The sequence below is a fragment of the Pseudomonas sp. B414 genome (genome assembly GCF_055408445.1).
Genome location: NZ_JBUZTQ010000011.1, coordinates 42455 through 67346, shown reverse-complemented (window position 1 = coordinate 67346; position 24892 = coordinate 42455). Strand labels below are relative to the sequence as shown.

The window sequence follows — 24892 nt, the reverse complement described above, 5'->3', positions numbered from 1 at the left end:
GTATGGATATTCGATTGACCCAAACCAGTGACTGGGTGTTGTTAAAGCAGGTTCGCCTTGCCGCACTTCAGGATGCACCGACGGCATTTGGCGTGAGTTATCAAACGGCGGCCAGCTACACCGACGAGCAGTGGCAAGAGCGTGCCGACTCAAGGACGGGGACGCAATTCTGGCTGGCCATCACGGGCGGCAAGGCGGTGGGCATGATCGGCGCCGGGTTGAGCGAAAACCGGCGCTACAACCTGATCGGCATGTGGATCGAGCCCGGTTTGCGCGGCGCTGGCGTGGCCGCCGGGCTGGTGGGCGCAGTCAAGGCCCGGGCGTTGCAGGGCGGGCATAAGCAGGTTTATCTCGACGTATCCCCGGACAATGCAAGAGCTGCCAGCTTCTATCTGAAGCAAGGCTTCAGTTTTATGGATGAATGGGAGCCGTTGGCAAGCCACCCTCATATCAGGGTGCAGACGATGTGTTGGGGGGTACGGGATTGAAAGGTTCTTCAATCGAGAAAGTATAAGAGGGCAAAAGGCAGTCACTATACTTCGTGGAACAGCACCATAACTTTAACGATACGCTGCTCCGAAAATCTGATTATTACAGACCTTAGGTTCTGCTATTTGCCGGATGACGATCGGCTTTGTCAAAGAAAGTCATGGAGAACAATGGGCACTTGGCACGGGAGAGTATTTCATGAGCCCAGGTATTTATTGTCACACCCCAACCCTTGCCGTCATCGACCCCCGACGTTTGCCTGTGAGAACCATTGCCTACCATCGCGCCCTGACAGATGACATTACGCAGGCGCGAGTCAGCCGACAGGTCCATGATGCTGCCGGCCATTTGATTGCCCGATGGGATCCCCGGCTATGGTTCCTGGCGCAGACTCAGGTAGCGTTGCCTGCCAATCAGACGTCGGTGTACAACTTGTCGGGGCAGGTGCTGGCCAACAGCAATGTTGACGCTGGGTGGAGGGTCAACCTGCCTATGTTGTCAGGCCATGTCTTGCAACGCTGGGACAGTCGTGGAAGTACTTCACGCCTGGAATATGACCTCCTATTGCGTCCCGTGGCGATATTTGAACGGGCTCGCAGCCAAGATGAGTGCTGCGTGGAGCACTTGCGTTATGCCGACGCCAGCCCAGAAGCCGCGACGCATAATCTATGCTGCCGGTTGATCCGTCACGACGATCCTGCGGGCAGTCAAGTGCTGCATGAGGCTAGTCTGTCTGGCGATATCATGCAGCACTCCCGCCGTTTCCTGATCCAGGAGACTGCCCCGGACTGGCCATTGGCAGAGCCTTTGTGCGATGCATTGCTCGAACCGGGTGCAGGGGCACTCACAAGCTTGACATATAGCGCGTTGGGAGAGTCGCTGGTACACACTGATGCCATGGGCCATCGCCAGCGTTCGACCCACAACGTGACCGGACAATTAAGCAGTATTTGGCTGCAATTGGCTGGTCAGGCCGAGCAGAGACTACTGTCGCAGATCAGTTACAACGCCTTTGGCCAGATCGATAGCGAAACGGCTGGTAACGGGGTGATCACCATCGCCCGCTATTCGCCCGTCGATGCTCGACTGCAGCAACTGCTCTCCCGGAAGGATGATGGCACACTGCTGCAGGACTTGAATTATGGCTATGATCCGGTGGGCAATATTCTGAGTATTCGTGATGATGCCCAATCGGTGCAACACTTCAATAATCAACGAATTGCGCCAGTCAGTACCTATCACTACGACAGCCTGTACCAGTTGGTTGAAACCACCGGTCGAGAGTCTGCCCCATCGGCGCGAGGTCCTGATCTGCCAGGGTTGCAACTGACGCCGGTCGATTCTGCTCAGTTGGCCAACTACACCCGGCACTATAGCTACGATGCCAGCGGTAATCTGACTGTCCTGCGGCATGTCGGTGCCCAGTCCTATACCCGTGAAATGCTGGTGGCGGCATACAGCAACCGCAGCGTGGTCAAGGATGAGGGCGACCTTGCCACAGCCTTCGACGGTAACGGCAACCTGCAGCAACTTCAACCCGGACAAGACTTGAACTGGGACCTGCGCAATCAACTGCATCAGGTGACGCCGGTGGAGCGAGCCGAGTCGAGCAGTGATAATGAAGTGTATATCTACGATAGCGGCAGCCATCGCGTGCGCAAAATTCGTCACAGCAAGGCCCACAGTGTGGAGCACAAGGCCGAGGTGCGCTATTTGCCAAGTTTGGAGTTGCGCACCAATACGGCCACTGGTGAAACCCTGCAAGTGCTCAATGTTGTCGCCGGGCGCAGCGGCGTTCGGGTTTTGCACTGGGAAGCTGGGCAACCCGACGGGTTGGCCAATGATCAACTGCGCTACAACCTTGGCGATCACTTGGGCAGCAGCAGTATAGAGTTGGATCAACAGGCGCGGTTGATCAGTCAGGAAGGGTATTACCCGTACGGCGGCAGTGCCTGGTGGGTGGGGCGCAACGCCATCGAGGCCAATTACAAGACCATCCGCTATTCGGGGCGCGAGCGCGATGCGACGGGGTTGTATTACTACGGCTTGCGCTACTACGCGCCCTGGCTACAGCGCTGGACCAGCCCTGATCCGGCAGGAGTGGCAGACGGTTTGAACTTATACGGTTTTGTTGCCAACAACCCTCTCAAGAACAAGGATCACCTGGGCCTCATGAAGTACGAGGTCGATCCGTACAGTACTGTCCCCCGCACTCCGGCTCCCCAGTCCACACGCACAGCGGTGGGGCATAACACATCCAGCCAGGTCCTGAATACGGCTGATGTCGACAGTTACCGACTGGCTTATGACACGATCTGGACTACACGAGCACTACTGTATATGGGGGCAGGCAATCAGATCGGTTCTATATCCAATAGCCAAGAGCTCTCTATGACGCTGACCTCCATGATGCGTTCCAGCCCCGGTGCTCAGCTGACGACCCAGACCAGTGCTGCACACGCCGTTGCCGCAGGTACCGGAAACTGCGACGAATACGCCGCTGTCAGTTCCAGTTTGGTCGCATCGTCTTCACGCAACGCAGGGTTGACCCCTGTTCATATTGCCCAAATTCCCGGGCACACATTCGCGCTACTGGGCGACCCACACCTCGATCCGCTGGTCATCGACCCTTGGGTGACTTACCCGGTGCCGCATAGACTTTCGGAGAGTCTGTATCCAGCTTTATCTGGAGTTTTTGACCGCACCCCCCGTATGCCGCAGGATCCTCAGTTCGAGATTACTTACAATGCCGTCAATGCTCTTGTACCGCTTTATCAGAACCCGTATGTGCCACCATCGACGTTGTTCAATAACGTATTTACTGACTACTTCAACACCCCAAACATGAGCAGCACCTGGATTTTCCATCAACTGACATCACAGCAGCACCCCACCGATATTGAGTTCATCGACAACGGTAATTTCATTAATTTGGCTGAAGTACCCCAGAGCCATTTCGCTCAGATTGAAAGTGAAACCCTGTTCGCCCATGACTACAGCTCACAGTTCCCGACAAACCCGTTCCGGAGGCTATAAACCACCCACCCACGCCTCTCGTCGAAATTTCTGTCAGAAAAATTGACCAGAATGCTCCTACACAGTTAACTGTACATTCATACAGTTAACCTAAGGCGTGCGTCATGAGCTTCACTTCCCTCGGTCCCATTGCTGAAGATGGCGTTCGCCTGCCACTTTGCTCTTTCAAAGTCCCCGCCGGGTTTCCGTCACCGGCGGCGGATCATATCGAGAAGGAGATATCCCTCGATGAGCTGCTCGGTATCCGTGCGCCCCATGTGTATCTGGTGCGCATCGACGGCGACAGCATGCAGGGCGTGGGGATTTTCTCCGGGGACCTGGCGGTGGTGGACCGTGCCATTGAGCCTGGGCACGGGCATGTGGTGGTAGCGCTGCTCAATAACGACCCGATCTGCAAACGCCTGTGTTTGCGTGGCAAAAGCGTTGTCCTGCAATCAGAAAACCCCAAGTACCCGGATCGTTATGTACTGGAAGGCGATGAGCTTTCAGTCTGGGGCGTAATCACCTACACAGTTCGCAGCCATGGCCACTAAGCCTGACCCGGTTTTCGCCCTGATTGATTGCAACAGCTTTTACGCCAGCTGCGAGCGTGTGTTCAGGCCCGACCTGGCCAAGGTGCCCATTGTGGTGCTGAGCAACAATGACGGCTGCGTGATTGCCCGCAGTTATGACGCCAAACCCCATGTAAAAATGGGCGAGCCGTATTTTCAGATCAAGCAGCGGCTGGAACAGTTGGGGATTGTCGCGTTCTCGTCCAACTATGCGTTGTATGGCGATATGAGCGAGCGGGTGATGAGCCTGATCGAGTCGATGGTGCCTGCGGTGGAGGTGTACAGCATCGACGAGTCATTTGCCGACCTGAGCGGTATCGCCGATGTCACCGCCATGGGTCGACAGTTGCGCAGCCGCATCCTGCAATGCACGGGGATTCCGGTGGGGGTCGGTATCGCGCATACCAAGACCCTGGCCAAGCTGGCCAATCACACCGCCAAGCGCTTGCAGGCCCATACCGGCGGAGTGGTGAACCTGTGTGGCGACCATGAGCGCGACTGGGTGTTGCGCAATACCGCAGTGTCGGAAGTCTGGGGGGTAGGGCGGCGCATGACGGCACACCTTGAAGGCATGGGTATTCGCAGCGCGATGGACCTGGCCAAAGCCGATCCGTGGTCGCTGCGCAAGAAATTCAGTGTGGTGATCGAAAAGACCGCCCGTGAGCTGTCCGGCACCTCATGCCTGGCCCTGGACGAGCCCGACCCGCCCAGGCAGGAGATCTGCTGCAGCCGTATGTTTGGCAAACGCCTGACCGAACTGGCGCCGATCAAGGAGGCCGTGGCCACCTATATGATGCGCGCTTCGGAAAAACTGCGGGGCCAAAAGTCGTACTGCCAGAAGGTCCGGGTCAGCATTCGCACGGGCATGTTCAACCCGGACGAAGCGAAATATGCCAAGGGCGTGGTGGTGACCTTGCCATACCCGACCGATGATGTACGGCTGCTGACCAAGGCGGCGGTGGATGCGCTGGAGCATGTGTTCCAGCCCGGTTTCAGATACAGCAAGGCCGAGGTCATGCTGCTGGACCTGCGCCAGCCGGGCGAGTTTTCCGATGACCTGTTTGCCGTGAACCAACCGGCAGAGGCTTCGAGGGTGATGGCGGTACTGGATGCCATCAATGGCCGCTGGGGCAGGGGCACGCTGCGGGCGGCCAGCGTACCGGGCAACCCGGACTGGGGAATGAAAAGGGAATTGATGAGCCACAGCTATACCACCCGGGTGGATCAGCTTTGGCAGGTTTCGTGTCATTAAAGGTGTGGCTTACAAGGTCATCGTCGAACCTGTGGGAGCCGGGCTTGCCCGCGATGGTATCGACTCGGTATGACTGGCATACCGCGTTGTTTGCATCGCGAGCAGGCTCGCTCCCACAGCAGGCTACGAGTCAACGCAAGGAATGACAGAACTGTCCGATCGCTTCGCAAGCCTTGCGCAAAGAGGCATCATCCAGCGCATAGGCAATACGGATATACGGCCCCAGCCCAAAGGCGCTGCCATGTACCACGGCCACATCCGCTTCGTCGAGCAGGGCGTGGGCGACGTCTTCGTCGGTGTGCAGTACCCGACCTGCCGCAGTGGTGCGACCGATCAAACCGGCACAACAGGCGAACGCGTAAAAGGCGCCTGCGGGACTTGCGCACTCCAGCCCCGGGATATCGTTGAGCAGCTTGACCATCAGGTCGCGACGGCTCTGGAATGCAGCGCGGCTGGCATGAATAAAGTCTTTTGGCCCCTCCAGTGCCGCGAGTGCAGCCTGTTGCGAGATCGAGCAGGCTCCCGAGGTCTGCTGGCCTTGCAGGTTTTCCATGGCCTGCAGCAGCCAGCGCGGGCCGGTGGCAAAGCCGATACGCCAACCGGTCATGGCATAGGCCTTGGACACGCCGTTCATGGTCAGGGTGCGTGCCGCCAGCCGTGGCTCTACCTGGGCCAGGGTGTGGAACGGCTGGTCGTCGAAGATCAGGTGTTCATAGATATCATCAGCCAGAATCAGCACATGGGGATGGGCCAGCAATACCTCGGCCAGGGCTTGCAGCTCTTCGTGGCTGTATACGGCTCCGGTGGGGTTGGACGGTGAGTTGAGGATCAGCCAGCGGGTTTGTGCCGTGATAGCCGCAGCCAGCGCCGCAGGTGTCAGCTTGAAGCCGGTCGCGGCATCACAGCTCACAATGCGGGTTTCACCACCGCACAACTGCACCATCTCGGGGTAGCTGACCCAGTACGGCGCCGGAACTATGACCTGATCACCTTCGTTGAGGGTCGCAGCCAGGGCGTTGTAGATCACCTGCTTGCCGCCGTTGCAGACCAGGGTGTCCTGCCAACTGATATCCAGGCCGTTTTCGCGACGGAATTTGGCCGCCACTGCTTCTCGCAGTGAGCGCACACCGGCAACCTGGGTGTAGCGGGTATGGCCGTACTCAATCGCCTGGATAGCAGCGCCCCGCACATGCTCGGGAGTGTCAAAGTCCGGCTCGCCAGCGCACAGGGAAATAATCTGCGCGCCTTGTGCCCGACGTTCTGCTACCCGATCCATGATCCGGTAGGTCGCCGAAGGCTGCGCGCTGGCCAGGCGCAGGTTGAGCTGTTGAATATCGGCACTCATGCCCGTGTTCTCCATTCGCTGAGGTTCATCAGTTCCACCGTTGTGTGGCCTTCAGCCAGTGCCTGCATCATCTGGGCCTCCTTGTCCGCACGGGCTTCGCCTTCGGCCAGGGTGCGCGCCGCATCTGCCTGGGGAATGATGATCACACCATCGTCGTCAGCCACTACCCAGTCGCCCGGCGCCACAGGGGCACCGGCGAAATTGAAGGCTTGCCCCACTGAAGGTGCGCAAGTCTTGAGCGTGCCCTTGACCGAAATACCGCGGGCAAATACCGGAAACTGATGTTTTTTCAGCGCTGCGATATCGCGAACGCCACCATCGATAACCAGGCCGACCACCCCGGCCGCTTGCGCCGCAACGGTGAGTACCTCACCCCAGTAGCCAGCAATAAAGTTGCCGGTGCCTACCACCAGCACGCTGCCACGGGGTACGCGCTCCAGGGCCAGATGCAGGGCCAGGTTGTCACCTGGCGCACACTGCAACGGGTAAGCCGGGGCGGCGATAAAGGCACCCTCCCAGATCGGCCGGATTTCACTGTCTACGGCGCAAGGCAGATGAGAAGCCTCATACAGCGTCGAGCTGCCCAGGGCTTTGGCCCGTTGGTAAAAGTGGTTCATCAGGCTTTCCTCTGCAGGTTGTGATAACCCAGGGCAGCGCGGGCACTTTCAAGGGTTTGACCTTGGGCGATCAGGGCGCGGATATCGGCTTCGACCAACTCGATCTGACGCGCACAGGCGGCCACTTCAGCTGCCCGGGCACGGGGCACGATAACCACGCCATTGGCATCGGCAACCACGATATCGCGGGCGCAGACCCGGGCGGTACCAATGGAGACGGGCTGGTTGAGCGACTGCACTTGCACGCGGTCCTTGCCGGTGCGCATAAAGCGGCCCTTGCTGAAGACCGGATAACCGTCGCCCAAGGCCTTGTTGACGTCACGGCACACACCATCGATCACCGTAGCGGCGATGTTCCGGCTACCGGCGTACTGGGTCATGATATCGCCCCACACAGTGCAGTCGGTGCGTCCGGCATTGTCGATCACCACCACATCACCGGGCAGCACCGCGTCGATAAAATCACCCACGGTGCCGGCAGGCACGCTGGCCGAAACGTACTGCACGGTAAACGCCGGGCCGACAACAACCTGGCTGTAGTTGCCCAGTGGCGCGATGCCCAGGCACTGGCCGGGCAGGCCGAGTTTGTCCAGTGCATCGGAGACGCCTGGCGTGTCCAGGCCGTCAAACAGGGCGACCAGTGCTTTATCTTCAAGATTCATCAGGCGTGCTCCGGGGCAATGGCGTCGAAATGGTTGTCATGCATGACCTCGGCTACCGAGCTGCCACTGCGTACTGCTTCCAGCATAAGGGCCTGGCGGCGGGTGATCCGCTCGCCAAGCTCGATAACCTGCTCGATATGGCCCTGGGGCACAAACACCGTGCCGCAGTTGTCGGCGATCACATAATCGTCTTCGTTGACGTCTACGCCCGCCACCTTGATCGTACATCCGGCACCGATCTGCGCGGCTCGGTTGCGTGCGCTGATCATGGTTACGCCACGACCATAAACCGGGTAGCCAATCGATGCGCTGCCGTCGATATCACGGCTGAAACCGTCGATAACAGTGCCACGCAGCTGTTTTGCGGTTGCCGCATTGGCGAGAATATCGCCCCAGCAGGAAATGCCCTCGATACCGCCAGCGATCACCAGTACCCGGTCATCGCTGCTGATCTGTTCGACCACAGGAGAGATCAGGTGCACTCCGGGCGTCTTGTCGGATTTGGCGGCCAGCAGCACGGTGCTGGCGCGGCCGACAATCTTCGGGCAGTTCCACAGGGGCCGCAGCCCCACAGTGGCGCCTGTCAGGCCGAGGAAATCCAGGGCATCGGATACCGTGTTGGTATCCAGTGCCGCCAGGCGTTCGAGCAAGGTCTTGCTTGGGTGAGTCATCGCACAGCCCCTCAGGTAGTGAAGATGCCCAGTGTCGGCGAGGCAGATTGATAGGTATATTCCTGTTAACGTAAGCTTTAGATACGTTGAACCTATGGATTAAACATGATCAATTTCCGCCTGATCCGTCATTTGTGGCTGTTTCTGGCCGTTGCCGAAGAGCAGAATTTCGGCCGTGCCGCCAAGCGCCTTGGCATGTCCCAGCCGCCATTGAGCGAGCAGATCCAGGTGCTGGAACAGGCGCTCAAGGTCAAGTTGTTCGAGCGCTCGCGCCGGGGCGCCAAGCTGACCCCGGTGGGCGCGGCAATCCTGCCCGCAGTGCGCAAGTTTGCCGAGCAGCTGGAGCGCCTGGAGCTGGCCGTGGAAGAAGCGCTGACGGGGCAGTCGGGGATGCTGACCATCGGTGCGATCTCAACCGCCATGTTCGATGTGCTGCCGGGGCTGATTGAGCAATTGAAAGAGGATTACCCGCACCTGACCGTCTCCGTGCGGGAAATTGACAGTGTCGAGGCGGTTCCGGCGCTGGAGGCTGGCGATATCGATCTGGCTTTTGCCCGCCTGGACGGTGATCTGGGCGCGTCGATCAAATCATTGCCGCTGCTGGAGGATCGCCTGGTAGTGGCCCTGCCCAGCGATCACCCCCTGGCGGCGCGCACGCGGATCAGCCTGTCGAGCTTGTCCAATGAGCCGCTGGTGATGTTTTCGCGCAAGGTCAGCCCGGTGTACTTCGACAATCTGATCGCTACCTGCCGGGCCAGCGGCTTTTCCCCGCGGGTGCTGCATGAAGTGCGCTCGGTGGCTTCGCAAATTGCCTTTGTCAGCTATGGTCAGGGCATTGCGCTGGTGCCTGCGTCCCTGAAAAAGCTGGCCCCGGCCAATGTGGTGTTTCGCGCGCTGAGCCAGAAGCTCAATGTGGTCACCACCGCCGTGGCCTGGAATGCCGATCGGGCTAACCCACTGATAGACGAGGTGCTTGCCCGGTTGGGGGCAAAGGTATGAGTTCTAACTCCGGGTTTGGCCTATGAAAGCCTTCTTGTCTGATGAATTTGCCCCGGCAGGTCACACATGGGGCAAATGGGCTACAATCTGGCTACGAACAGTTCAACGAGGTTCAGTCCAATGGCAACAATCAGCCTTGAAACCAAAAGGGCCTATGCCGCCAAAACGCGCAACTCTAACTACACGGCCAGTCTGCGTCTGGAAGGGTTCAAAGTGACACTTGCAGACTCGGAACGAAAATTGCCTTCGCGTGAAGACGTATTGAAGTCTTTCTCCAAGACTCGTGGCTGATGTCAGATAAATATGGAGTCGGTCAAGATTCCTATTGCTATCCTGGGTCGACAGTCCTTCGAAATAAGCTCGATATTCAAGACGACTCAATATTGAGCGATGCTGAGCAGCAGCTCTCTGCTGTTGCTGCAGCTACAATTGAGTTCGGCCCCCTCCCTACAATCTGGCTTCTCTTCAGAGTATCCACCGTACCATTGGCCAGCAGGTTCAGGCTTGAATGCTGATGTACTGAATCGTCTGGCTTTTATTGAGCCAAGGTTTTCGTCTACGTGGGTAGCCCAACACTGTTTGAGGGCAACGCCCCCTCAACCAGCTCAATCCAGTGCCGCACCGGTGTTCTTCCTGCGCTGTCGAGGTGAGCCTGGCAGCCTATATTGGCCGTAACAATCACCTCGGGCTGGCAGCTCTCCAGGGCATTGAGTTTGTTGTCGCGCAGTTGCCGCGACAGTTCGGGCTGGGTCAGCGAGTAAGTGCCCGCCGAGCCGCAGCACAGGTGGCTGTCGGGTACGGCGGTCAGCTTGAAGCCCAGTCGGGTGAGAATGCCTTCCACCGCGCCGCCGAGTTTTTGCCCGTGCTGCAAGGTGCAGGGGCAGTGGAATGCCAGGCGTTGATCACTGCGCACGCCGAGCTTTTCCAGCGGCTCATCGCGCAGCACTTGCACTAGATCCCTGGCCAGTGCACTGACTTTTGCGGCCTTTTCGGCATAGGCCGGGTCGCTGCGCAGCAGATGGCCGTAGTCCTTGATAAAAGCGCCGCAACCGCTGGCGGTTTGTACGATGGCTTCGGCCCCGCTTTCAATCCCCGGCCACCAGGCGTCGATATTGCGTCGGGCGCGATCAAGCCCCGTCGTTTGGGCGTCCAGATGATAATCCACGGCACCGCAGCAGCCGGCTTCACGGGCCGGCGTCACGCTGATGCCCAAGCGGTCCAGTACTCGGGCCGCCGCTGCATTGGTATTGGGTGACAGGCTTGGCTGCACGCAGCCTTCGAGCAGCAGCACCTGCCGGGCATGGCGGTTTACCGGGCGTGTTTTTGCCGCAGTCCTGTTACGCGGCAACTTGTCTTGCAGGGGCGCGGGCAGCCATGCGCGCAATACCTGACCGCTGCTGACAAGGCCCCTGAACAGCGCCGCATTCGGCACCACGCTGCGCAAACCTACGCGCAACAAGCGCTGGCCGAGCGGCCTCGGCACCTGCGCATCGACCACCGCCCGGCCGATATCCAGCAGGTTGTGATAGTCGACGCCGGAGGGGCAGGTGGTTTCGCAATTGCGGCACGACAGGCAGCGGTCCAGATTCTGCTGGGTCTTGTAGGTGGCCGGGTTACCCTCCAGCACCTGCTTGATCAGGTAAATCCGCCCTCTGGGGCCATCCAGTTCATCGCCGAGCAACTGATAGGTCGGGCAGGTGGCGTTGCAGAATCCGCAGTGCACACAGGTGCGCAGGATGCTTTCGGCCTCTTCGGCGCGGGGCAGTTGGCGGGCTTGTTCGCTCAGGGTGGTCTGCATGGCTCAAAGCTCCGCGTACAGTCGACCGGGGTTGAAGATGCCCTGCGGGTCGAGTTGTTGTTTGAGGTTGCACTGGTAGCGCAGCAGGGCGGTCGGCAGCGGCTGGAACGGGCTGTCGACCAGGCCGTGGCGGTAACAGGTGGCATGCCCGCCGACTTCGGCGACGGCAGTGCGAATCAAACTCGCCTCCGCATCCGACTTGAGCCAGCGCTGGGCGCCGCCCCAATCAATTAGTTGGCGACCGGGCAGGGCGAGGGCGCGCGTGTTGTTGGGCAGGGACAGGCGCCAAAGGGGCTGGCCTTCGTCGAAGAACGCCAGGCGCTGCTCGTTTAGGTCAGCCCAGAAAGAAGTATCCAGCAGTTCGCCGCCCAGACGCACATGAGCCGCCGCCACCGAGCCTTCGCCGCCTTCAAGACGCAGATGCAGGCGCTCACCGTCGTGGCAGGCGGCGCTGATCGGCAACGGTTGCTGGCCCCACTCGGCCAGGCGCAGCAGGGCAAGATCAGTGTCCATCTGCAGGCTGATGCTCAGGCATTGCCGAGGTTTGGGCAGCACCTTGAGCGATACTTCGGTGATCACCCCAAGCGAGCCGTAACTGCCCGCCATTAGCCGTGACAGATCGTAGCCGGCAACGTTTTTCATCACCTCGCCGCCAAAGCGTAAATGCTTGCCGTGCCCGGTGATGACGCGCGTGCCGAGCACATAGTCCCTGACCGAGCCCGCCCAAGGGCGACGCGGCCCCGACAGCCCGCTGGCAATCATGCCGCCCACCGTGGCGTCGCCGAAGGAGGGGGGCTCGCAGGGCAGCATTTGTTGTGCCTGCTCCAGCGCATGGGCCAACTCTGACAGCGGCGTACCGCAACGCGCCGTGATCACCAACTCGGTCGGGTCATAGCTGACGATGCCGCGATGGCCGCGCGTGTCGAGCACTTCGCCGGCCACGTCGCGCCCCAGGAACATCTTGCTGTTGGCACCCTGGATACGCAGCGGGGTGGCGTATTGCAGGGCTTGATTGACCTGCTCCAGCAGCACGCGGCCGTTATCGAAATCCTCGCCCATCAGAAGCGCTCCAGCTCGGGAAATGGCAACTGCCCCATATGCACATGCAAGGCGCCAAATTCGGCGCAGCGATGCAGGGTCGGGATATTTTTGCCGGGGTTGAGCAGGCCGCCCGGGTCGAAAGCGGCCTTGACGGCATGGAACAGGGTCAACTCATCGCTGTTGAACTGCGCGCACATCTGGTTGATCTTTTCCCTGCCCACACCGTGCTCGCCGGTAATGCTGCCGCCGACCTTTACGCACAGTTCAAGGATCTTGCCGCCCAGGGCTTCGGCGCGATCCAGTTCGCCGGGCTGGTTGGCATCGAACAGAATCAGCGGGTGCATATTGCCGTCACCGGCATGGAACACATTGGCCACCCGCAGGTTGTACTCGGCCGACAAGGCGGCAATGGCTTGCAGCACGCCCGGCAGCTCGCGGCGCGGTATGGTGCCGTCCATGCAGTAGTAATCCGGTGAAAGGCGGCCCACGGCAGGGAAGGCATTTTTGCGCCCGGCCCAGAAACGCACCCGTTCAGCCTCGTCTCTGGCCTGACGCACTTCTGTGGCTCCGGCCTGCTCCAGCACCTGACGCACACGGTTGCAGTCATCGTGGACATCGGCCTCAACACCATCGAGTTCGCACAGCAAGATGGCTTCAGCATCGACAGGGTAGCCTGCGTGGATAAAGTCTTCGGCGGCGCGGATGGCCAGGTTGTCCATCATCTCCAGCCCGCCGGGGATGATGCCGGCGGCGATGATCTCAGCCACGGCCCGGCCTGCTTTCTCGACACTGTCGAATGCGGCCAGCAGCACCTTGGCAGTTTGCGGTTTGGGCAGCAGCTTGACCGTGACCTCGGTGATCACCCCAAGCATGCCTTCGGAGCCGGTAAACAGCGCCAGCAGATCAAAACCGGGGGAGTCGAGGGCGTCGCTGCCCAGGGTCAGCTGTTCGCCGTCGACGGTCAGGACCTCGATCTTGAGCAGGTTGTGCACGGTCAGGCCGTATTTCAGGCAATGCACGCCACCGGCGTTTTCCGCGACATTGCCGCCGATTGAACAGGCGATTTGCGAGGAAGGGTCAGGCGCGTAGTACAGGTCAAAGGCGGCAGCGGCCTGGGAGATCGCCAGATTGCGCACCCCTGGCTGAACCCGTGCTGTGCGGGCGGCAGGGTCGATATGGAGGATCTTGTTGAAGCGCGCCATAACCAGCAGCACGCCCTTTTCCAGCGGCAAGGCACCACCGGACAACCCCGTGCCGGCCCCGCGTGCGACCACCGGCACGCGCAGCTCATGACAGATACGCAGCACGCCTTGCACCTCGTCGAAGTGGCGGGGCAACACCACCAGCAGCGGTGTGGTGCGATAGGCCGAAAGCCCGTCGCACTCGTAGGGCTTGAGTTCTTCGCGTTCATGCAGGACTTCGAGATCCGGCAGGCGTGTGTGCAAGGTGTGCAGTAGCACGACCTTGTCGACGTCAGGCAGCACGCCGTCGACGCGCTCATCGTAGAGAATATTCATGGCGGCTTACGACCCTCGATTATTTTTATTTGAGGTGTGTATCCGGGTGCAGTTGGTATTGGCTCTGGCCTGCGAGTGGCTACGGGCCGAGGTCGCAGCGCATCACAATCATGCCGATATCTGCCTTGTCAGTACTGAACGGTATTTCGCCAAGGGCCCTGAACCCGAAGCCTTCATAGAAGTGCTGCGCACTGGTATTGGTCTTCAGAACATCGAGCCAGATCAGGCTTTGATTGCGTTCTCGGGCTGATTCAAAAATGAAGTGTAGAAGTTGCTTGCCAAAGCCCTTGCCTGCTTGCGACTTGAGGAAGTAGATCTTTTGAAGTTCGGTACCGGGCTGCCCGCAAAGAGGGGTGGGCCTGGACCAGTTGAGCTTGGCAAAACCAACGGCCTGTTCTTGATCGTTGAATGCGATCAGCCAGCTGTGGCTGGCGGGTGAATCAATGGATGCCTGCAGCTTGTCGATCGAGAAGTCCTCGTTCAAAAAGCGTTGCATTGCGTCGACGGACCAGATTTCGGAAAAGTGCTCGCTGTAAGTCGCCATGCCAAGTTCGCGGAGCATGTGCAGGTCTTCAATGCCTGCGTCTCGAATATGGATCACTGTCTGCTCCTTGCGAAGAAGTGTTGACTAGTTATCGGTAGATCAATTGACCTTGGCGTTTTTGATATCACTGATGATTTGTTTGGCTATCGCCTGGACCTGTTCCTCGGTCATGGCCGACATGACGCCTTCCCAGGCCGATGATGAGGTGTCGTAGGTGCGAGTGCCGATCAGTTGGCCTGTCTTCAGGTCCGTAAAGTCGGCACTGGAGTTGATCCAGGCGTTACCGACCATAACCCCGGCACCATAACGGGCGCCCGGAGTGAGGTAGCGGAAATTCGTCACATTGACCTGGATGCCCACGCCGTCTTTACCAACCGGGCCAATTGTCCGGGTTTCTGCAAGGCTGTAGCCTGCGCTGGAAGCTTCGGCGCGCAATGCTTCATGCCAGTCCTGCTTGAGCAGGGGCCAGTCTTCGTTCTGCAAAACTTTGCTGTTGCCCTGGTAGCTGACCTGCAGATTGCGTTTGGCCGCCTCCTGAATGGGCAGGGTTGGGGTGCCGCCGCTTTTGACCGAGGCAGCACAGCCGCTTAGCAGTGAAATGGCAACGGCACAGGTCAAGGCAAACGAGAGTTTGGAAGGAATCATTGAATTTCCATATTCGTAAAAGGAGGTTGAGGTAAGCACTCAATATCTATACCTCAATGCTGCACAACTTTCACGGTCTGGAGGTTCAAAAAAACCGCGGGGTGATCAGTGCAGCGTGGCCGCGCGGCCAATTTCGCCAATGCGGATCCGGTCCAGCGCCCGGTTCAGTGCGTCCAGGGCATCGAGCAGGGCTTTGGCCTCGGCTTCACGACCATCGCCCCAGAGGCGTTCGGCCATTCTGTTCAGGGCCTGGATGGATTTTTCTATCTCTGCTGCAGTGACTGGCGGGGTGTCTGCGGCTTGTTTGCTGGACATGGTCAAAACTTCTGCTGCGCCAGATAACCTGGCATGAGAGAGGGTACTTGCGGGGGTGTTGAGCAGACAGGGTACGGCGAATCTGGCCGGTGATCCAAATCTTTGTTTCAAGGCAGAACCTTCGAGGCCCGCTCAGGGCGCGCCCCGAAGGCTTTATACGCGCTTAGACCCGATGGATCTGGGTGATATGCGGTTTGCCGTTAATCGGCGCGTAGATTTCCACTATCGCCTGCCACGATGTGCCAGGCGAGCCAGGCAGCGTTGCCGTGGACTTATAGCGATAGTTGGTGCCATTGACGACCTGGGTTGAAACCACTTCAGGTGAGTAAGTCACACCCACGAACCCGGCAAGGGCTTCTTTGAAAACTTCCTGATCCTTTGGCGTCAGCTTGTGGTAGATCGTCCATCCGCCAACGAGGTGCTCTTGAGCAGTCATACGTTAAATCTCCATATTTAAGTTCCTACTCGTCTGGCTTTTCGGAGTTCGCCCCGTATATTTAATGGTTTCCGGAATCCATTTCCTGAAGGTTTTTCCGCACGTTCATTGGTTGTCCTGAGCATGAGCGTTTGGAAAAAACTGCCATTAGGTACTGCGTCTATCGAGCGTAGCAGCTGACTCTATGGCTTGTATGGCCAATCGCCAGACGGTAGGAGGCCGCTCATAAGCTCGGTTTAGAGGCGTCAGGGCACAAAAAAGCCCGACATCGGGCCGGGCTCTTGAGCCTTGAACTATCCGGCTCCTCAGTGGTGCTTGTTTTTATGCTTGTGTTTGCCTTTGCCATTGGAGTGATGACGGTCGCCATCGTCGCCCAGATTGTTGCCTATCGCGCCTCCTGCAGCGCCACCAAGGCCAGCGCCGATGGTCGAGCCGGTGGAACCGCCCAGCTGACGGCCTATGACCGAGCCACCCGCTGAACCAAGCCCGCCACCAATGGCCGCCTCGGTTTTACTGCCTTTTTGCGCGCCCACCGCGCTACCAGCGGCCCCGCCGATCCCGGCTCCCACGGCTGCGCCGGTGGAACCACCCAGCTGTTGACCGACAATATTGCCCAGTGCACCGCCAACACCGCCTCCGACAGCGGCAGATCCATCTCCAGCGGCCATTGCTCCCTGCGATATCACGATGCCCAGTACCAGAACGGGTAATGTAATTCGCATGTCATTAACCTCAGTCGATAGTTTGCAATACATTGTTGAAGGAGCCTGATGCTCCTAAACATTTAGATAGGGCATCAGGTTTAAAGTTCGATTGCGCGATTACCGCCGGATACGGTTTTTTTGCCAGCTCAAATCGCTGTGAAAGGTGCCCGTATCCCCTCGCAGTACGTACAGGGTCGCCCTGTAGGCCGAGGTCAGTCGTGTGCATTGCAGGCCGCGAATCTTGCTATAGGCCCATGCCCAGCCGTGGGTCGTTTTGCTATTCATCATCCAACTCCTGCGTTCAACCACATGAACGATATGAATTGGTTTGACCCGCTCTGGCTCAGTAGTTCCATGGCAGTTTAAGGTTGCATTGCCCGGGGGCTATGCAGGTTTCTTGATGGCCGGGGCAACGCTGAAATCGTCTTCTTCGAGCAGCGCCAGGGCACCGACGATAAGGGCGCGCATCCCCTGGGCCAGTTCGGCCTCCATTTCCGCTTCTTCACCCGCACGGTCCGCTTCCAGCAGGGGGTCGCGAGCGGTGACCGAATACACGGTGTCGGCTACGGCAATGCCGTGGAAGGCAATGGTCGCCAGTAACCAGCGGGCGTGTTCCCTGGGTATGGCATAGACCTGCGCGATATGGCGCTGATGTTCTTCGATCTTGGCCAGCATCGGTTGCGTCGCGGCGAGCCTGCGAATCACGTAAGGCGTCAGCCCGGGGTGGGCCTTTACGAACACCCGTACCGAGGTGGCAAATTCGAGCAAGTACGCTTTCAGGTTCCCTGGTTGGTCAGCGTTTGCCCGCGGTATCTGCCAGCGGGTGAAGATCTCCTCGGCGACCATGCTTTTGAGCGCCTCCAGATTGGCAACGTGCTTGTACAGCGCCATATGGCTGACCCCCAAGGCGGCGGCAACGCCGACAAAGGTGATGTTCGGCAAGCCCATTTCGATGCCCGCGTCGACGATACGTTCGCGGGTGATGGTGCGGGGACGTCCTCGGGTGGCAGGTGCTTGTGGCGCTTTCATGACAAATCCTTGAACGGTGAGGGCTGTCTTTTAGCTGGCTTGTCAGCATTTCGCAAATTAGTTTATAGTCATGCAACTAATTAAGATTCTGATTCCCGGGGCGATCCCATGTGATCCAACACCGCTTGAAGCCCCTCCGGCCATTCCTTTTTCTGTATTTGCGGACGCTTGACTTCAATGGACTCTCCTCATACGGCCTCGGCCAACCCCAAGGTGCGCGGCCCGATCAGCCAGCTACTGGCCCCTATCCGTGGGCGCCTGATCGTCGCCGCCATGCTCGCCGCAGTTGGGGCGATGCTGACCCTGGTGCCGCTGGCTGCAATTGCTCATATCGCCACTATCGTGCTGGGTCACGTAGAGGTTGCCTCGGGCGAGTTGTGGTGGGCGGTACTGGTCGCTGTAGCGAGCCTGTGCCTGGGTATGCTGCTGATCACGGCCGCTGAGTTGCTTGCGCATCTGGCCGACAATCGCATCACCCATCACTTGCGTCTGGCCATTGTCCGGCGTCTGAGCCGTGTGCCATTGGGCTGGTTTACCGGCCGGGCATCGGGGGAGGTCAAGCAGGCGATACAGGACGACATCAATACGCTGCACAGCCTGACCGCGCATTTCTATACGACGGTGGGGCGAGCGAGTGGCGCCATTGTGATTTCGCTGGTCTATCTGTTTGCGCTGGACTGGCGCCTGGCAATTGTCTCGATCCTGCCGTTCCCCGGTTTCTTTCTGTTCTTCACCCGGGCGGTCAAGGCCAGCGAGCACAATATGCAGGCGTTTGTCGCCGGCATGGGCCGTATCGACAACGCCGTGGTCGAGTTCGTCAATGGCATGCCGGTGCTCAAGGCATTTGCTGCCGGTGACAAGGTGCACGGCAGTTACCGGGAGGCCGTTGATGGCTTTGCTCGGGCCTTTATCGGCTTTACGCGGCCGCTGGTGGGCTCGATGGCCAATGCTAATGCGATGATCGCACCGGTGGCGGTGCTGGGCGTGGTACTGGTCTTCGGCACCTTGTTTGTGGCGCTGGGCTGGATGACAGCGCTGGATGTGCTGCCGTTTGCCCTGGTCACTCCTGGGCTGTGCGGTCCCTTGCTGTTGCTGCATTACATCACCCATGACCTGAACCACGCCGTCGGCGCCGCCGGGCGCGTGCAGGCTCTGTTGCAAACCCCCGTGCTGGAACAGGGCATGCAGCAGACGCCCAAGGGCAGCGAGATTTGCCTGGAGCATGTTGGCTACGCCTATGACGGCGGGCACCAGGTGCTCGCGGATATCAACCTGACGCTCAAGCCCGGTACTACCACCGCGATTGTCGGCCGTTCCGGTGCCGGCAAGTCGACCCTAGCCGCTATGCCATGCAAGTGGCCAGCCGCCCGGTGACCTTGCGCGCCAGCGTCACCAATGTCACCAACAAGGCCTATTGGGGCGCGCCGCTGCTGTCGAGCCTGGGCCTGGGGGCGCCACGCACTTTTGGGCTGTCGGCGACGGTGGACTTCTAAGCGCATATGAACCTGTGGCTCTGGTGGTGTACGGCCAGAGCCACAGGGGATTATGCGCCTTGAACCAACTATGCATTAATTCTATAATTTTGTGTATTAAGTAGCTCTTGGCTATGGAAGACATATTATGCTGGATTTAAGTTTCAGTAAGCCGAGCGAGATCGTCAAGCGACTCTGTGATCGCTTACGCACTGAGCGGCTGGCTCTGCAGATGACCCAAGCCGAACTGGCTGGTCGTGCGGGTATCGCCGCCAATACCGTGTCCAATCTCGAAGCCGGGCGCAATGTCGGATTTGAGAGTGTGGTCCGTGTGGCCATGGTGCTTGGGCGCACCAAGGAACTCGAAGGACTGTTCTTGCCAAAGCTGGATAGCCTTGAAGACATACGGCGCTACGAAAACAGTCTCAATCGTCATCGCGCCAAGAGGAAGCCCGACAATGCTTGAGCAAGTTGACGTCTATTACAATGGCTGGGGCGAGCATTGGCTGTGGGGCACGCTAGTGTCTACGACCGCTATCACCGGTCGCCCACAGATTGTGTTTGAGTACAGCCATGAGGCGAAGAGTCGCGGCCTGGAGCTGTCCTCTTACACTCTTCCTTTGCAAGGCCATCAGTTACGTCGGGGCTTTGCGCTCCATCAACTGGGCCTGCCAGGTCCGGTCTATGACTCGCTGCCTGACGGATGGGGCATGCTGTTGATGGACCGGTTGTTCAAGCGTCGAGGCTTAAACACCGCACGCATCGGACCGCTGGAGCGACTGGCCTATATTGGTAACAATGCCATGGGGGCAATGTCGTTCGAGCCTTTGGCCCCCGAGTGGCAGGAGCCGCAAGCGCATATCCCCCTTGAACTGCTCGCCGCCGAAATTCAAGAAGTGCTCAAAGGCGATGGCGGGGAATTCCTGCAGAAGTTACTGCTGGTGGGGGGCTCGCCACAAGGCGCACGGCCAAAGGCGCTGGTCTATCGCGATGTTCAAACCGGAGGCTTTACTACCGCAGCCAAACCGGGCTTTGAAGCCTGGCTGATCAAGTTCCCGGCCAAAGAAGAACATCCAGAGGTGTGTGCAATTGAAATGGTCTATGCCGAGTGTTTACGCATGTGCGGCATCCAGACCCCGGACACGCAGCACTTCAATCTTCCCAACGGGCTGGCCGCTTTCGCGAGCAAACGCTTTGATCGAATAAATGGTCAGCGCGTGCCCATGCAAAGCCTTGCAGCCTTTACCGGGGCCGACTATAAGTCGCCGGGTTGTTTGGACTATGTCAACTTCTTGCGTGCGACACAGATGTGTACCAACGATGTGCGAGAGAAAGCCATCGCCTACGAGCGTGCGGTCTTTAATATCGCGTTCAACAACCGGGACGATCACCCCAAGAACTTTGCCTACGTCATGTCACCGTCGGGTACGTGGCAGTTGGCGCCAGCCTATGACGTGACTTTCTGCGAAGGCCCGGGCGGTTACCACCAGATGGATGTGATGGGTGAGGCGCTGGAAATTGATCGCGGCGCAATGTTCAGCCTGGCAGACGAAGCAGAGGTCTCAATGGAGGCCGCAGGTGGCATCATTGATAATATTTGTCGCGTCGCCAGCCAGTTTTCGGTTTTGGCCGAGAACATGTTCCCCCACATGATCACCCAAGACACTCTGGATACGATTCAAGGCCGAATCGACGAAAACATTGGCCTGCTGCGCGACCGCAAAACCGGGCGTTGAGCCTGACACCTCAGGTCAGGCTCTTGAGACCATTTACCCCTCGCGTTTGACCACCAGGGTCAAAATATCGTAACTGGCTACCAGCTCCCCCAGTTGATTGGTGACTTCCACATCCCAGGCCACAACCCCTTGCGGGATGCCTTGCGGGCTGTTCTTGCCCTGATCGATTTTGCGCTTGCAGGTCAGGCGCGCCTGGATGGTGTCGCCGATGCCTACCGGGTTGATAAAGCGCAGGGTATCCAGGCCGTAGTTGGCCAGCACCGGCCCCGGCGCTGGCGAGACAAACAGGCCAGCCGCCGCCGACAGGACGAAATAGCCGTGGGCAATGCGCTTGCCAAACTGCGATTCCTTGGCGGCGATATCGTCAAAGTGCATGTAGAAGTGATCCCCGGACAGGCAGCCGAAGTTCACCAGATCGGCCTCGGTCACGGTGCGTCGATGGGTGAGCAGTGATTCGCCGATCTGCAGGTCCTGGAAGAACCGCCGGAAAGGGTGAACCTCGGTTTCGATCACCTTGGCGCCGCGCACATATTCGCCGGTCACCGCCGCGAGCATGGTGGGTGAGCCTTGTACCGCGGCGCGTTGCAGATAGTGCTTGACCGCTCGCAGGCCGCCGAGCTCCTCGCCACCACCGGCACGACCCGGGCCGCCGTGTTTGAGTTGGGGCAGGGGCGAACCATGGCCGGTGGATTCGGCAGCGGATTCGCGGTCGAGCACCAGCAGGCGGCCGTGCCAGGCCGCCGCAACCGGGATTGCTTTGGCCGCGATGCGCGGATCTTTGGTGATCAGGCTCGCCACCAGGCTGCCTTTACCGCGGGCGGCCAGGGCCAGGGCCTCGTCCAGGTCGTCGTAGGCCATCAGCGTACTGACCGGGCCGAACGCTTCGATATCGTGAGCACCGCCCTCGGCGTGAGGGTCCCGTGAGTGCAGCAGGGTTGGGGCAAAGAACGCCCCTTGGCTGACGTTTTCACCGCGAGGCTCGAAACCGTCACGGGCCCCGAACAGCATATCGCTGCTCTGCAGCAGGCTTTGCAAACGTTCAGCGACGTCCTTTTGCTGGTCGTGGGACGCCAGCGCACCCATGCGCACGCCTTCAACAGAAGGGTCGCCCACCACTACTTTTGCCAGTCGCTCACGCAAGCGGCTGGCGACAGCATCGATATGTTTGGCCGGCACAATGGCGCGGCGAATGGCGGTGCATTTTTGCCCGGCCTTGGTGGTCATTTCCCGGGCGACTTCCTTGATAAACAGCTCGAACTCTTCATCGTCCGGGGTCACGTCCGGGGCCAGAATCGCGCAGTTCAACGAGTCGGCTTCGGCATTGAACGGCACCGAGTTGCGGATCAGGTTGGGGTTCACCCGTAACTTGGCCGCCGTGTCGGCAGAGCCGGTAAAGGTTACTACGTCCTGGCCTTGCAGGCGGTCGAGCAGGTCGCCGGTGCTGCCGATGATCAATTGCAGACTGCCCGCCGGCAGCAAGCCGGACTCATCCATCAGGCGCACCACAGCTTCGGTCAGGTAGCTGGTGGCGCTGGCCGGTTTGACGATGCACGGCATGCCCGCCAGAAAGCTCGGCGCGAACTTTTCCAGCATGCCCCAGATCGGGAAGTTGAAGGCGTTGATATGCACGGCCAGGCCGCCGCGGGGTACCAGGATATGGGTGCCGGCAAAGGTGCCCAGTTTGCTCAGCGGCATGGCCGGGCCTTCGTGGACGATATTGCCCGAAGGCAGTTCCCGGGAGCCGAGGCTGGCGTAGGTGAACAGCGTGCTGTTGCCACCTTCGATATCGATCCAGCTGTCGGCGCGCGTGGCGCCGCTGTGGTGGGAGATGGCGTACAGCTGTTCCTTGCGCTCACTCAGGTACAGGGCCAACGCCTTGAGACGTTGCGCCCGTTGCTGGAAGTCCAGCGCCATCAGCCCGCTGACGCCCTGACGGCGACCGTGCTCGATGGCCTCGGCGAAGTCCGGGCGCTCTTCATGGGTGTACGCCAGTGCATGGCCGTCGATGGCGCTGCGCAAGACTTGGGCGCCGTGCTGGCCGATCCAGCGACCGGCGATAAAACTTTGCAGGGTTGGGGCGTGAGTCATAAAGCTTTCTCCAGATAATTAAAGTCAGTGTTTGCTGGCGCTGCTGGCACCGATACCGGTCATGGAGCGGATGAACTGCTCCAGGTAGCGGCCACGCTCAAGGCTGGCGCGAGGCGAAAGATCGGTGACGGAGAACAGCCAGGCGCTGAAAAAGGCCAGGCTCATGGAGAACAGGGCCGGGTTGGAGTAGGGGAACAGAGCCTTGTCGTAATGCAGCACGTTGACCCACACCGCCGGGCTCAGCACCAGCAGCACGATCGCCGAGATCAGCCCGGCCAGGCTGCCGATCACTGCGCCGCGAGTGGTCAGGCCCTTCCAGTACATGGAAAGGAACAGCACCGGGAAATTCACCGAGGCGGCAATGGCCAGCACCAGGCCGGAGAGGAAGGCAATGTTTTGCGACTCGAACAGCAGGCCGAGAATGACTGCCAGAACGCCAATGCACAGCGTGGCGATACGCGACACGCGCATCTCTTGTTTCTCCGTGGCCTGTCCCTTGCGGATCACGCAGGCATACAGGTCGTGGGACACCGCCGAAGCACCGGACAACGCCAGCCCGGCCACCACCGCCAGAATGGTGGCGAAGGCCACCGCCGAGATAAAGCCGAGGAACAGGTTGCCACCCACCGCCTGGGCCAGGTGCACGGCGATCATGTTGGGGCCGCCGATAATCGCACCGCTGGCATCACGGAATGCACTGTCGGTGCCTACCATCACAATGGCGCCGAAGCCGACGATGATCAGCAGCAGGTAGAAGTAACCGATAAACCCGGTGGCGTAGAACACGCTTTTGCGCGCTTCCTTGGCGTCGCTGACAGTAAAGAAACGCATCAGGATATGCGGCAGCCCGGCGGTGCCGAAAATCATGCCAAGGCCCAGGGAAATGGCATCGATCGGGTTCGACAGCAAGCCACCGGGAGCCATGATTGCAGTGCCCTTGGCATGTACTGCGGTGGCCCCGGCGAACATCGCCTCCACGCTGAAACCGAAATGCTTGAGCACCATAAAGGCCATGAACGAGGTGCCGAACAGCAGCATTACGGCTTTGATGATCTGCACCCAGGTGGTGGCGAGCATGCCGCCGAAGGTCACGTAAAACACCATCAGTACGCCGACCAGCAGCACCGCATAGAGGTAATCGATGCCGAACAGCAACTCGATCAGCTTGCCTGCGCCGACCATTTGCGCCACCAGGTACATCAGGGCCACGGTCAGGGTGCCGAAAGCCGAGGTCAGGCGCACAGGCGTCTGCTCCAGGCGATAGGACACCACATCGGCGAAGGTGTATTTGCCCAGGTTGCGCAGGCGCTCGGCAATCAGGAACAGAATGATCGGCCAGCCGGCCAGCACCCCAAGGGCATAGAGCAAACCGTCATAGCCATTGAGAAACATCATCGCCGAGATGCCCAGAAAGGACGCGGCCGAGATCATGTCACCGGCGATTGCCAGGCCGTTCTGAAACCCGGTCATGCCACCGCCAGCTGTATAGAAATCGCTGGCAGAGCGCGTACGCAATGCGGCCCAGCGAGTGATGCCGAGGGTAAAGAGCACAAACACCAGGAACATGCCGATCGCATCCCAGTTCATTGCTCGCACTCCTTTTTCAGCTTCTCGTTGAGCGGATCGATCACATGGTTGGCGCGAAACACATAAAAGCCAGTCAGCGCAAAGGCCACCAGCACGACCAATACGCCCACCAGCATGCCCACGGATGTCACGCCCCCGTTCAGGGACTGGCCCAGGGTGTTCGGAGAAAAGGCCACCAGCAATACGAAGCCGAAATAAATCACCAGCATGATCAGCGACAGCGGCCAATACAGTTTCTGTTTACGCTGCACCAGCTGGATAAAGTCCGGGTGCTTGCTGATCAGTTCCACGTCTTGAGGCGTCATGATGATTGCTCTCTTATTGTTGTTTTTGTGCTGCATTTTGTAGTCGCTAACTC

The 24892-nt window shown here is 59.4% G+C and carries 26 protein-coding genes and 2 pseudogenes; 11 read left to right on the top strand and 17 right to left on the bottom strand.

Annotated features, from left to right (window positions below; translation table 11 throughout):
- Positions 1-2: 2 nt before the first annotated feature.
- The 4 genes from ACZRMH_RS11910 (at position 3) to umuC (ending at position 5328) form a co-directional block, all read left to right on the top strand.
- Positions 3-488, top strand: a complete 486-nt coding sequence (locus ACZRMH_RS11910) for a GNAT family N-acetyltransferase (RefSeq protein ID WP_464013546.1) — start codon at positions 3-5, stop codon at positions 486-488.
- Between the two features lie 133 nt (positions 489-621).
- Positions 622-3525, top strand: a complete 2904-nt coding sequence (locus tag ACZRMH_RS11905; protein ID WP_464013545.1) for an RHS repeat domain-containing protein — start codon at positions 622-624, stop codon at positions 3523-3525.
- Between the two features lie 104 nt (positions 3526-3629).
- Entirely contained in the window at positions 3630-4058 is a 429-nt protein-coding gene (locus tag ACZRMH_RS11900; RefSeq protein WP_464013544.1) for a LexA family protein, read from the top strand.
- Positions 4048-5328, top strand: a complete 1281-nt coding sequence (gene umuC / locus ACZRMH_RS11895; RefSeq protein ID WP_464013543.1) for a translesion error-prone DNA polymerase V subunit UmuC — start codon at positions 4048-4050, stop codon at positions 5326-5328. The genes ACZRMH_RS11900 and umuC overlap by 11 nt, the downstream gene beginning before the upstream one ends.
- 130 nt (positions 5329-5458) lie before the next feature.
- Here umuC and ACZRMH_RS11890 read toward each other — a convergent pair whose 3' ends face one another.
- From ACZRMH_RS11890 to ACZRMH_RS11875, 4 genes are read right to left on the bottom strand one after another with little or no spacing between them, the layout of a single operon-like run.
- Positions 5459-6673 carry a pyridoxal phosphate-dependent aminotransferase gene (locus tag ACZRMH_RS11890; RefSeq protein ID WP_464013542.1) on the bottom strand — a complete coding sequence of 405 codons (1215 nt, stop codon included), beginning with the start codon at positions 6671-6673 and terminating at the stop codon, positions 5459-5461.
- Positions 6670-7290, bottom strand: coding sequence for an RraA family protein (locus ACZRMH_RS11885; protein WP_464013541.1), 621 nt, complete (start codon positions 7288-7290; stop codon positions 6670-6672). Before ACZRMH_RS11885 ends, ACZRMH_RS11890 begins: the two co-directional genes overlap by 4 nt.
- Positions 7290-7952: an RraA family protein gene (locus ACZRMH_RS11880; RefSeq protein WP_464013540.1), complete on the bottom strand. Its 663-nt coding sequence runs from the start codon at positions 7950-7952 to the stop codon at positions 7290-7292. Before ACZRMH_RS11880 ends, ACZRMH_RS11885 begins: the two co-directional genes overlap by 1 nt.
- The gene (locus ACZRMH_RS11875; RefSeq protein WP_464013539.1) at positions 7952-8623 is read right to left on the bottom strand and encodes an RraA family protein; all 672 of its coding nucleotides are present in this window, start codon (positions 8621-8623) and stop codon (positions 7952-7954) included. Before ACZRMH_RS11875 ends, ACZRMH_RS11880 begins: the two co-directional genes overlap by 1 nt.
- A gap of 105 nt (positions 8624-8728) precedes the next feature.
- On the opposite strand from ACZRMH_RS11875, the gene ACZRMH_RS11870 reads away from it, so the two are divergent.
- The 3 genes and pseudogenes from ACZRMH_RS11870 to ACZRMH_RS11860 all read left to right on the top strand — a co-directional run.
- Positions 8729-9622: a LysR family transcriptional regulator gene (locus ACZRMH_RS11870; RefSeq protein WP_464013538.1), complete on the top strand. Its 894-nt coding sequence runs from the start codon at positions 8729-8731 to the stop codon at positions 9620-9622.
- 120 nt (positions 9623-9742) lie between these two features.
- Positions 9743-9913, top strand: a complete 171-nt coding sequence (locus ACZRMH_RS11865; RefSeq protein WP_464013537.1) for a YhfG family protein — start codon at positions 9743-9745, stop codon at positions 9911-9913.
- A pseudogene (locus ACZRMH_RS11860) lies at positions 9913-10109 on the top strand (cell filamentation protein Fic); the annotation flags it as partial. The gene ACZRMH_RS11865 and the pseudogene ACZRMH_RS11860, both read left to right, overlap by 1 nt.
- A gap of 69 nt (positions 10110-10178) precedes the next feature.
- Here ACZRMH_RS11860 and glcF read toward each other — a convergent pair.
- From glcF to ACZRMH_RS11810, 10 genes are all read right to left on the bottom strand, one after another.
- The gene (gene glcF, locus ACZRMH_RS11855; protein ID WP_464013536.1) at positions 10179-11420 is read right to left on the bottom strand and encodes a glycolate oxidase subunit GlcF; all 1242 of its coding nucleotides are present in this window, start codon (positions 11418-11420) and stop codon (positions 10179-10181) included.
- Between the two features lie 3 nt (positions 11421-11423).
- Positions 11424-12479: a glycolate oxidase subunit GlcE gene (gene glcE / locus ACZRMH_RS11850; protein WP_464013535.1), complete on the bottom strand. Its 1056-nt coding sequence runs from the start codon at positions 12477-12479 to the stop codon at positions 11424-11426.
- Positions 12479-13978: a glycolate oxidase subunit GlcD gene (gene glcD, locus ACZRMH_RS11845; protein WP_464013534.1), complete on the bottom strand. Its 1500-nt coding sequence runs from the start codon at positions 13976-13978 to the stop codon at positions 12479-12481. The genes glcE and glcD overlap by 1 nt, the downstream gene beginning before the upstream one ends.
- Positions 13979-14057: 79 nt before the next feature.
- Positions 14058-14579 carry an N-acetyltransferase family protein gene (locus ACZRMH_RS11840; RefSeq protein WP_464013533.1) on the bottom strand — a complete coding sequence of 174 codons (522 nt, stop codon included), beginning with the start codon at positions 14577-14579 and terminating at the stop codon, positions 14058-14060.
- A gap of 42 nt (positions 14580-14621) precedes the next feature.
- Positions 14622-15167 (bottom strand): hypothetical protein, encoded by a 546-nt coding sequence (locus ACZRMH_RS11835; RefSeq protein ID WP_464013532.1) that lies wholly within the window; start codon positions 15165-15167, stop codon positions 14622-14624.
- Between the two features lie 105 nt (positions 15168-15272).
- On the bottom strand, positions 15273-15482 hold the full coding sequence (locus ACZRMH_RS11830) for a hypothetical protein (protein WP_464013531.1): 210 nt from the start codon (positions 15480-15482) through the stop codon (positions 15273-15275).
- Between the two features lie 163 nt (positions 15483-15645).
- On the bottom strand, positions 15646-15918 hold the full coding sequence (locus ACZRMH_RS11825) for a hypothetical protein (RefSeq protein WP_464013530.1): 273 nt from the start codon (positions 15916-15918) through the stop codon (positions 15646-15648).
- A 305-nt stretch (positions 15919-16223) separates the two neighbouring features.
- Positions 16224-16640 carry a glycine zipper domain-containing protein gene (locus tag ACZRMH_RS11820; RefSeq protein ID WP_464013529.1) on the bottom strand — a complete coding sequence of 139 codons (417 nt, stop codon included), beginning with the start codon at positions 16638-16640 and terminating at the stop codon, positions 16224-16226.
- Positions 16641-16739: 99 nt separating this feature from the next.
- Positions 16740-16907, bottom strand: a complete 168-nt coding sequence (locus ACZRMH_RS11815; RefSeq protein ID WP_464013528.1) for a hypothetical protein — start codon at positions 16905-16907, stop codon at positions 16740-16742.
- Positions 16908-17006: 99 nt separating this feature from the next.
- Positions 17007-17651 (bottom strand): TetR/AcrR family transcriptional regulator, encoded by a 645-nt coding sequence (locus ACZRMH_RS11810; protein WP_464013527.1) that lies wholly within the window; start codon positions 17649-17651, stop codon positions 17007-17009.
- A gap of 177 nt (positions 17652-17828) precedes the next feature.
- Here ACZRMH_RS11810 and ACZRMH_RS11805 point away from each other — a divergent pair.
- From ACZRMH_RS11805 to ACZRMH_RS11790, 4 genes and pseudogenes are all read left to right on the top strand, one after another.
- A pseudogene (locus ACZRMH_RS11805) lies at positions 17829-18998 on the top strand (ABC transporter transmembrane domain-containing protein); the annotation flags it as partial.
- Between the two features lie 2 nt (positions 18999-19000).
- Positions 19001-19144 (top strand): hypothetical protein, encoded by a 144-nt coding sequence (locus ACZRMH_RS11800; RefSeq protein WP_464013526.1) that lies wholly within the window; start codon positions 19001-19003, stop codon positions 19142-19144.
- A 127-nt stretch (positions 19145-19271) separates the two neighbouring features.
- A complete protein-coding gene (locus ACZRMH_RS11795) occupies positions 19272-19589 on the top strand; it encodes a helix-turn-helix domain-containing protein (RefSeq protein ID WP_464013525.1) in 318 nt (105 codons plus the stop codon).
- Positions 19582-20859, top strand: coding sequence for a type II toxin-antitoxin system HipA family toxin (locus ACZRMH_RS11790; RefSeq protein WP_464013524.1), 1278 nt, complete (start codon positions 19582-19584; stop codon positions 20857-20859). Before ACZRMH_RS11795 ends, ACZRMH_RS11790 begins: the two co-directional genes overlap by 8 nt.
- A 33-nt stretch (positions 20860-20892) precedes the next feature.
- Here the strand turns inward: ACZRMH_RS11790 and paaZ are convergent, their stop codons facing one another.
- Genes paaZ through ACZRMH_RS11775 form a run of 3 tightly spaced genes read right to left on the bottom strand, consistent with a single transcriptional unit; the run spans position 20893 to position 24839 of the window.
- The gene (gene paaZ / locus ACZRMH_RS11785; protein WP_464013523.1) at positions 20893-22947 is read right to left on the bottom strand and encodes a phenylacetic acid degradation bifunctional protein PaaZ; all 2055 of its coding nucleotides are present in this window, start codon (positions 22945-22947) and stop codon (positions 20893-20895) included.
- 24 nt (positions 22948-22971) lie between these two features.
- Positions 22972-24636 carry a cation acetate symporter gene (locus tag ACZRMH_RS11780; protein ID WP_464013614.1) on the bottom strand — a complete coding sequence of 555 codons (1665 nt, stop codon included), beginning with the start codon at positions 24634-24636 and terminating at the stop codon, positions 22972-22974.
- On the bottom strand, positions 24531-24839 hold the full coding sequence (locus ACZRMH_RS11775) for a DUF485 domain-containing protein (RefSeq protein ID WP_464013522.1): 309 nt from the start codon (positions 24837-24839) through the stop codon (positions 24531-24533). The genes ACZRMH_RS11780 and ACZRMH_RS11775 overlap by 106 nt, the downstream gene beginning before the upstream one ends.
- Positions 24840-24892 lie beyond the last annotated feature (53 nt).

Excerpts from the sequence above, each read along its gene's own strand:
- ACZRMH_RS11795 (WP_464013525.1), top strand. The coding sequence starts at position 19,272 with ATGCTGGATTTAAGTTTCAGTAAGCCGAGCGAGATCGTCAAGCGACTC.
- ACZRMH_RS11890 (WP_464013542.1), bottom strand. The coding sequence starts at position 6,673 with ATGAGTGCCGATATTCAACAGCTCAACCTGCGCCTGGCCAGCGCGCAG.
- ACZRMH_RS11880 (WP_464013540.1), bottom strand. The coding sequence starts at position 7,952 with ATGAATCTTGAAGATAAAGCACTGGTCGCCCTGTTTGACGGCCTGGAC.
- ACZRMH_RS11870 (WP_464013538.1), top strand. The coding sequence starts at position 8,729 with ATGATCAATTTCCGCCTGATCCGTCATTTGTGGCTGTTTCTGGCCGTT.
- ACZRMH_RS11875 (WP_464013539.1), bottom strand. The coding sequence starts at position 8,623 with ATGACTCACCCAAGCAAGACCTTGCTCGAACGCCTGGCGGCACTGGAT.
- glcE (WP_464013535.1), bottom strand. The coding sequence starts at position 12,479 with ATGGGCGAGGATTTCGATAACGGCCGCGTGCTGCTGGAGCAGGTCAAT.
- ACZRMH_RS11835 (WP_464013532.1), bottom strand. The coding sequence starts at position 15,167 with ATGATTCCTTCCAAACTCTCGTTTGCCTTGACCTGTGCCGTTGCCATT.
- ACZRMH_RS11815 (WP_464013528.1), bottom strand. The coding sequence starts at position 16,907 with ATGAATAGCAAAACGACCCACGGCTGGGCATGGGCCTATAGCAAGATT.
- ACZRMH_RS11885 (WP_464013541.1), bottom strand. The coding sequence starts at position 7,290 with ATGAACCACTTTTACCAACGGGCCAAAGCCCTGGGCAGCTCGACGCTG.
- ACZRMH_RS11775 (WP_464013522.1), bottom strand. The coding sequence starts at position 24,839 with ATGACGCCTCAAGACGTGGAACTGATCAGCAAGCACCCGGACTTTATC.
- ACZRMH_RS11825 (WP_464013530.1), bottom strand. The coding sequence starts at position 15,918 with ATGACTGCTCAAGAGCACCTCGTTGGCGGATGGACGATCTACCACAAG.
- ACZRMH_RS11910 (WP_464013546.1), top strand. The coding sequence starts at position 3 with ATGGATATTCGATTGACCCAAACCAGTGACTGGGTGTTGTTAAAGCAG.
- ACZRMH_RS11900 (WP_464013544.1), top strand. The coding sequence starts at position 3,630 with ATGAGCTTCACTTCCCTCGGTCCCATTGCTGAAGATGGCGTTCGCCTG.
- umuC (WP_464013543.1), top strand. The coding sequence starts at position 4,048 with ATGGCCACTAAGCCTGACCCGGTTTTCGCCCTGATTGATTGCAACAGC.
- paaZ (WP_464013523.1), bottom strand. The coding sequence starts at position 22,947 with ATGACTCACGCCCCAACCCTGCAAAGTTTTATCGCCGGTCGCTGGATC.
- glcF (WP_464013536.1), bottom strand. The coding sequence starts at position 11,420 with ATGCAGACCACCCTGAGCGAACAAGCCCGCCAACTGCCCCGCGCCGAA.
- ACZRMH_RS11830 (WP_464013531.1), bottom strand. The coding sequence starts at position 15,482 with ATGTCCAGCAAACAAGCCGCAGACACCCCGCCAGTCACTGCAGCAGAG.
- glcD (WP_464013534.1), bottom strand. The coding sequence starts at position 13,978 with ATGAATATTCTCTACGATGAGCGCGTCGACGGCGTGCTGCCTGACGTC.
- ACZRMH_RS11820 (WP_464013529.1), bottom strand. The coding sequence starts at position 16,640 with ATGCGAATTACATTACCCGTTCTGGTACTGGGCATCGTGATATCGCAG.
- ACZRMH_RS11810 (WP_464013527.1), bottom strand. The coding sequence starts at position 17,651 with ATGAAAGCGCCACAAGCACCTGCCACCCGAGGACGTCCCCGCACCATC.
- ACZRMH_RS11905 (WP_464013545.1), top strand. The coding sequence starts at position 622 with ATGACGATCGGCTTTGTCAAAGAAAGTCATGGAGAACAATGGGCACTT.
- ACZRMH_RS11790 (WP_464013524.1), top strand. The coding sequence starts at position 19,582 with ATGCTTGAGCAAGTTGACGTCTATTACAATGGCTGGGGCGAGCATTGG.
- ACZRMH_RS11800 (WP_464013526.1), top strand. The coding sequence starts at position 19,001 with ATGCAAGTGGCCAGCCGCCCGGTGACCTTGCGCGCCAGCGTCACCAAT.
- ACZRMH_RS11865 (WP_464013537.1), top strand. The coding sequence starts at position 9,743 with ATGGCAACAATCAGCCTTGAAACCAAAAGGGCCTATGCCGCCAAAACG.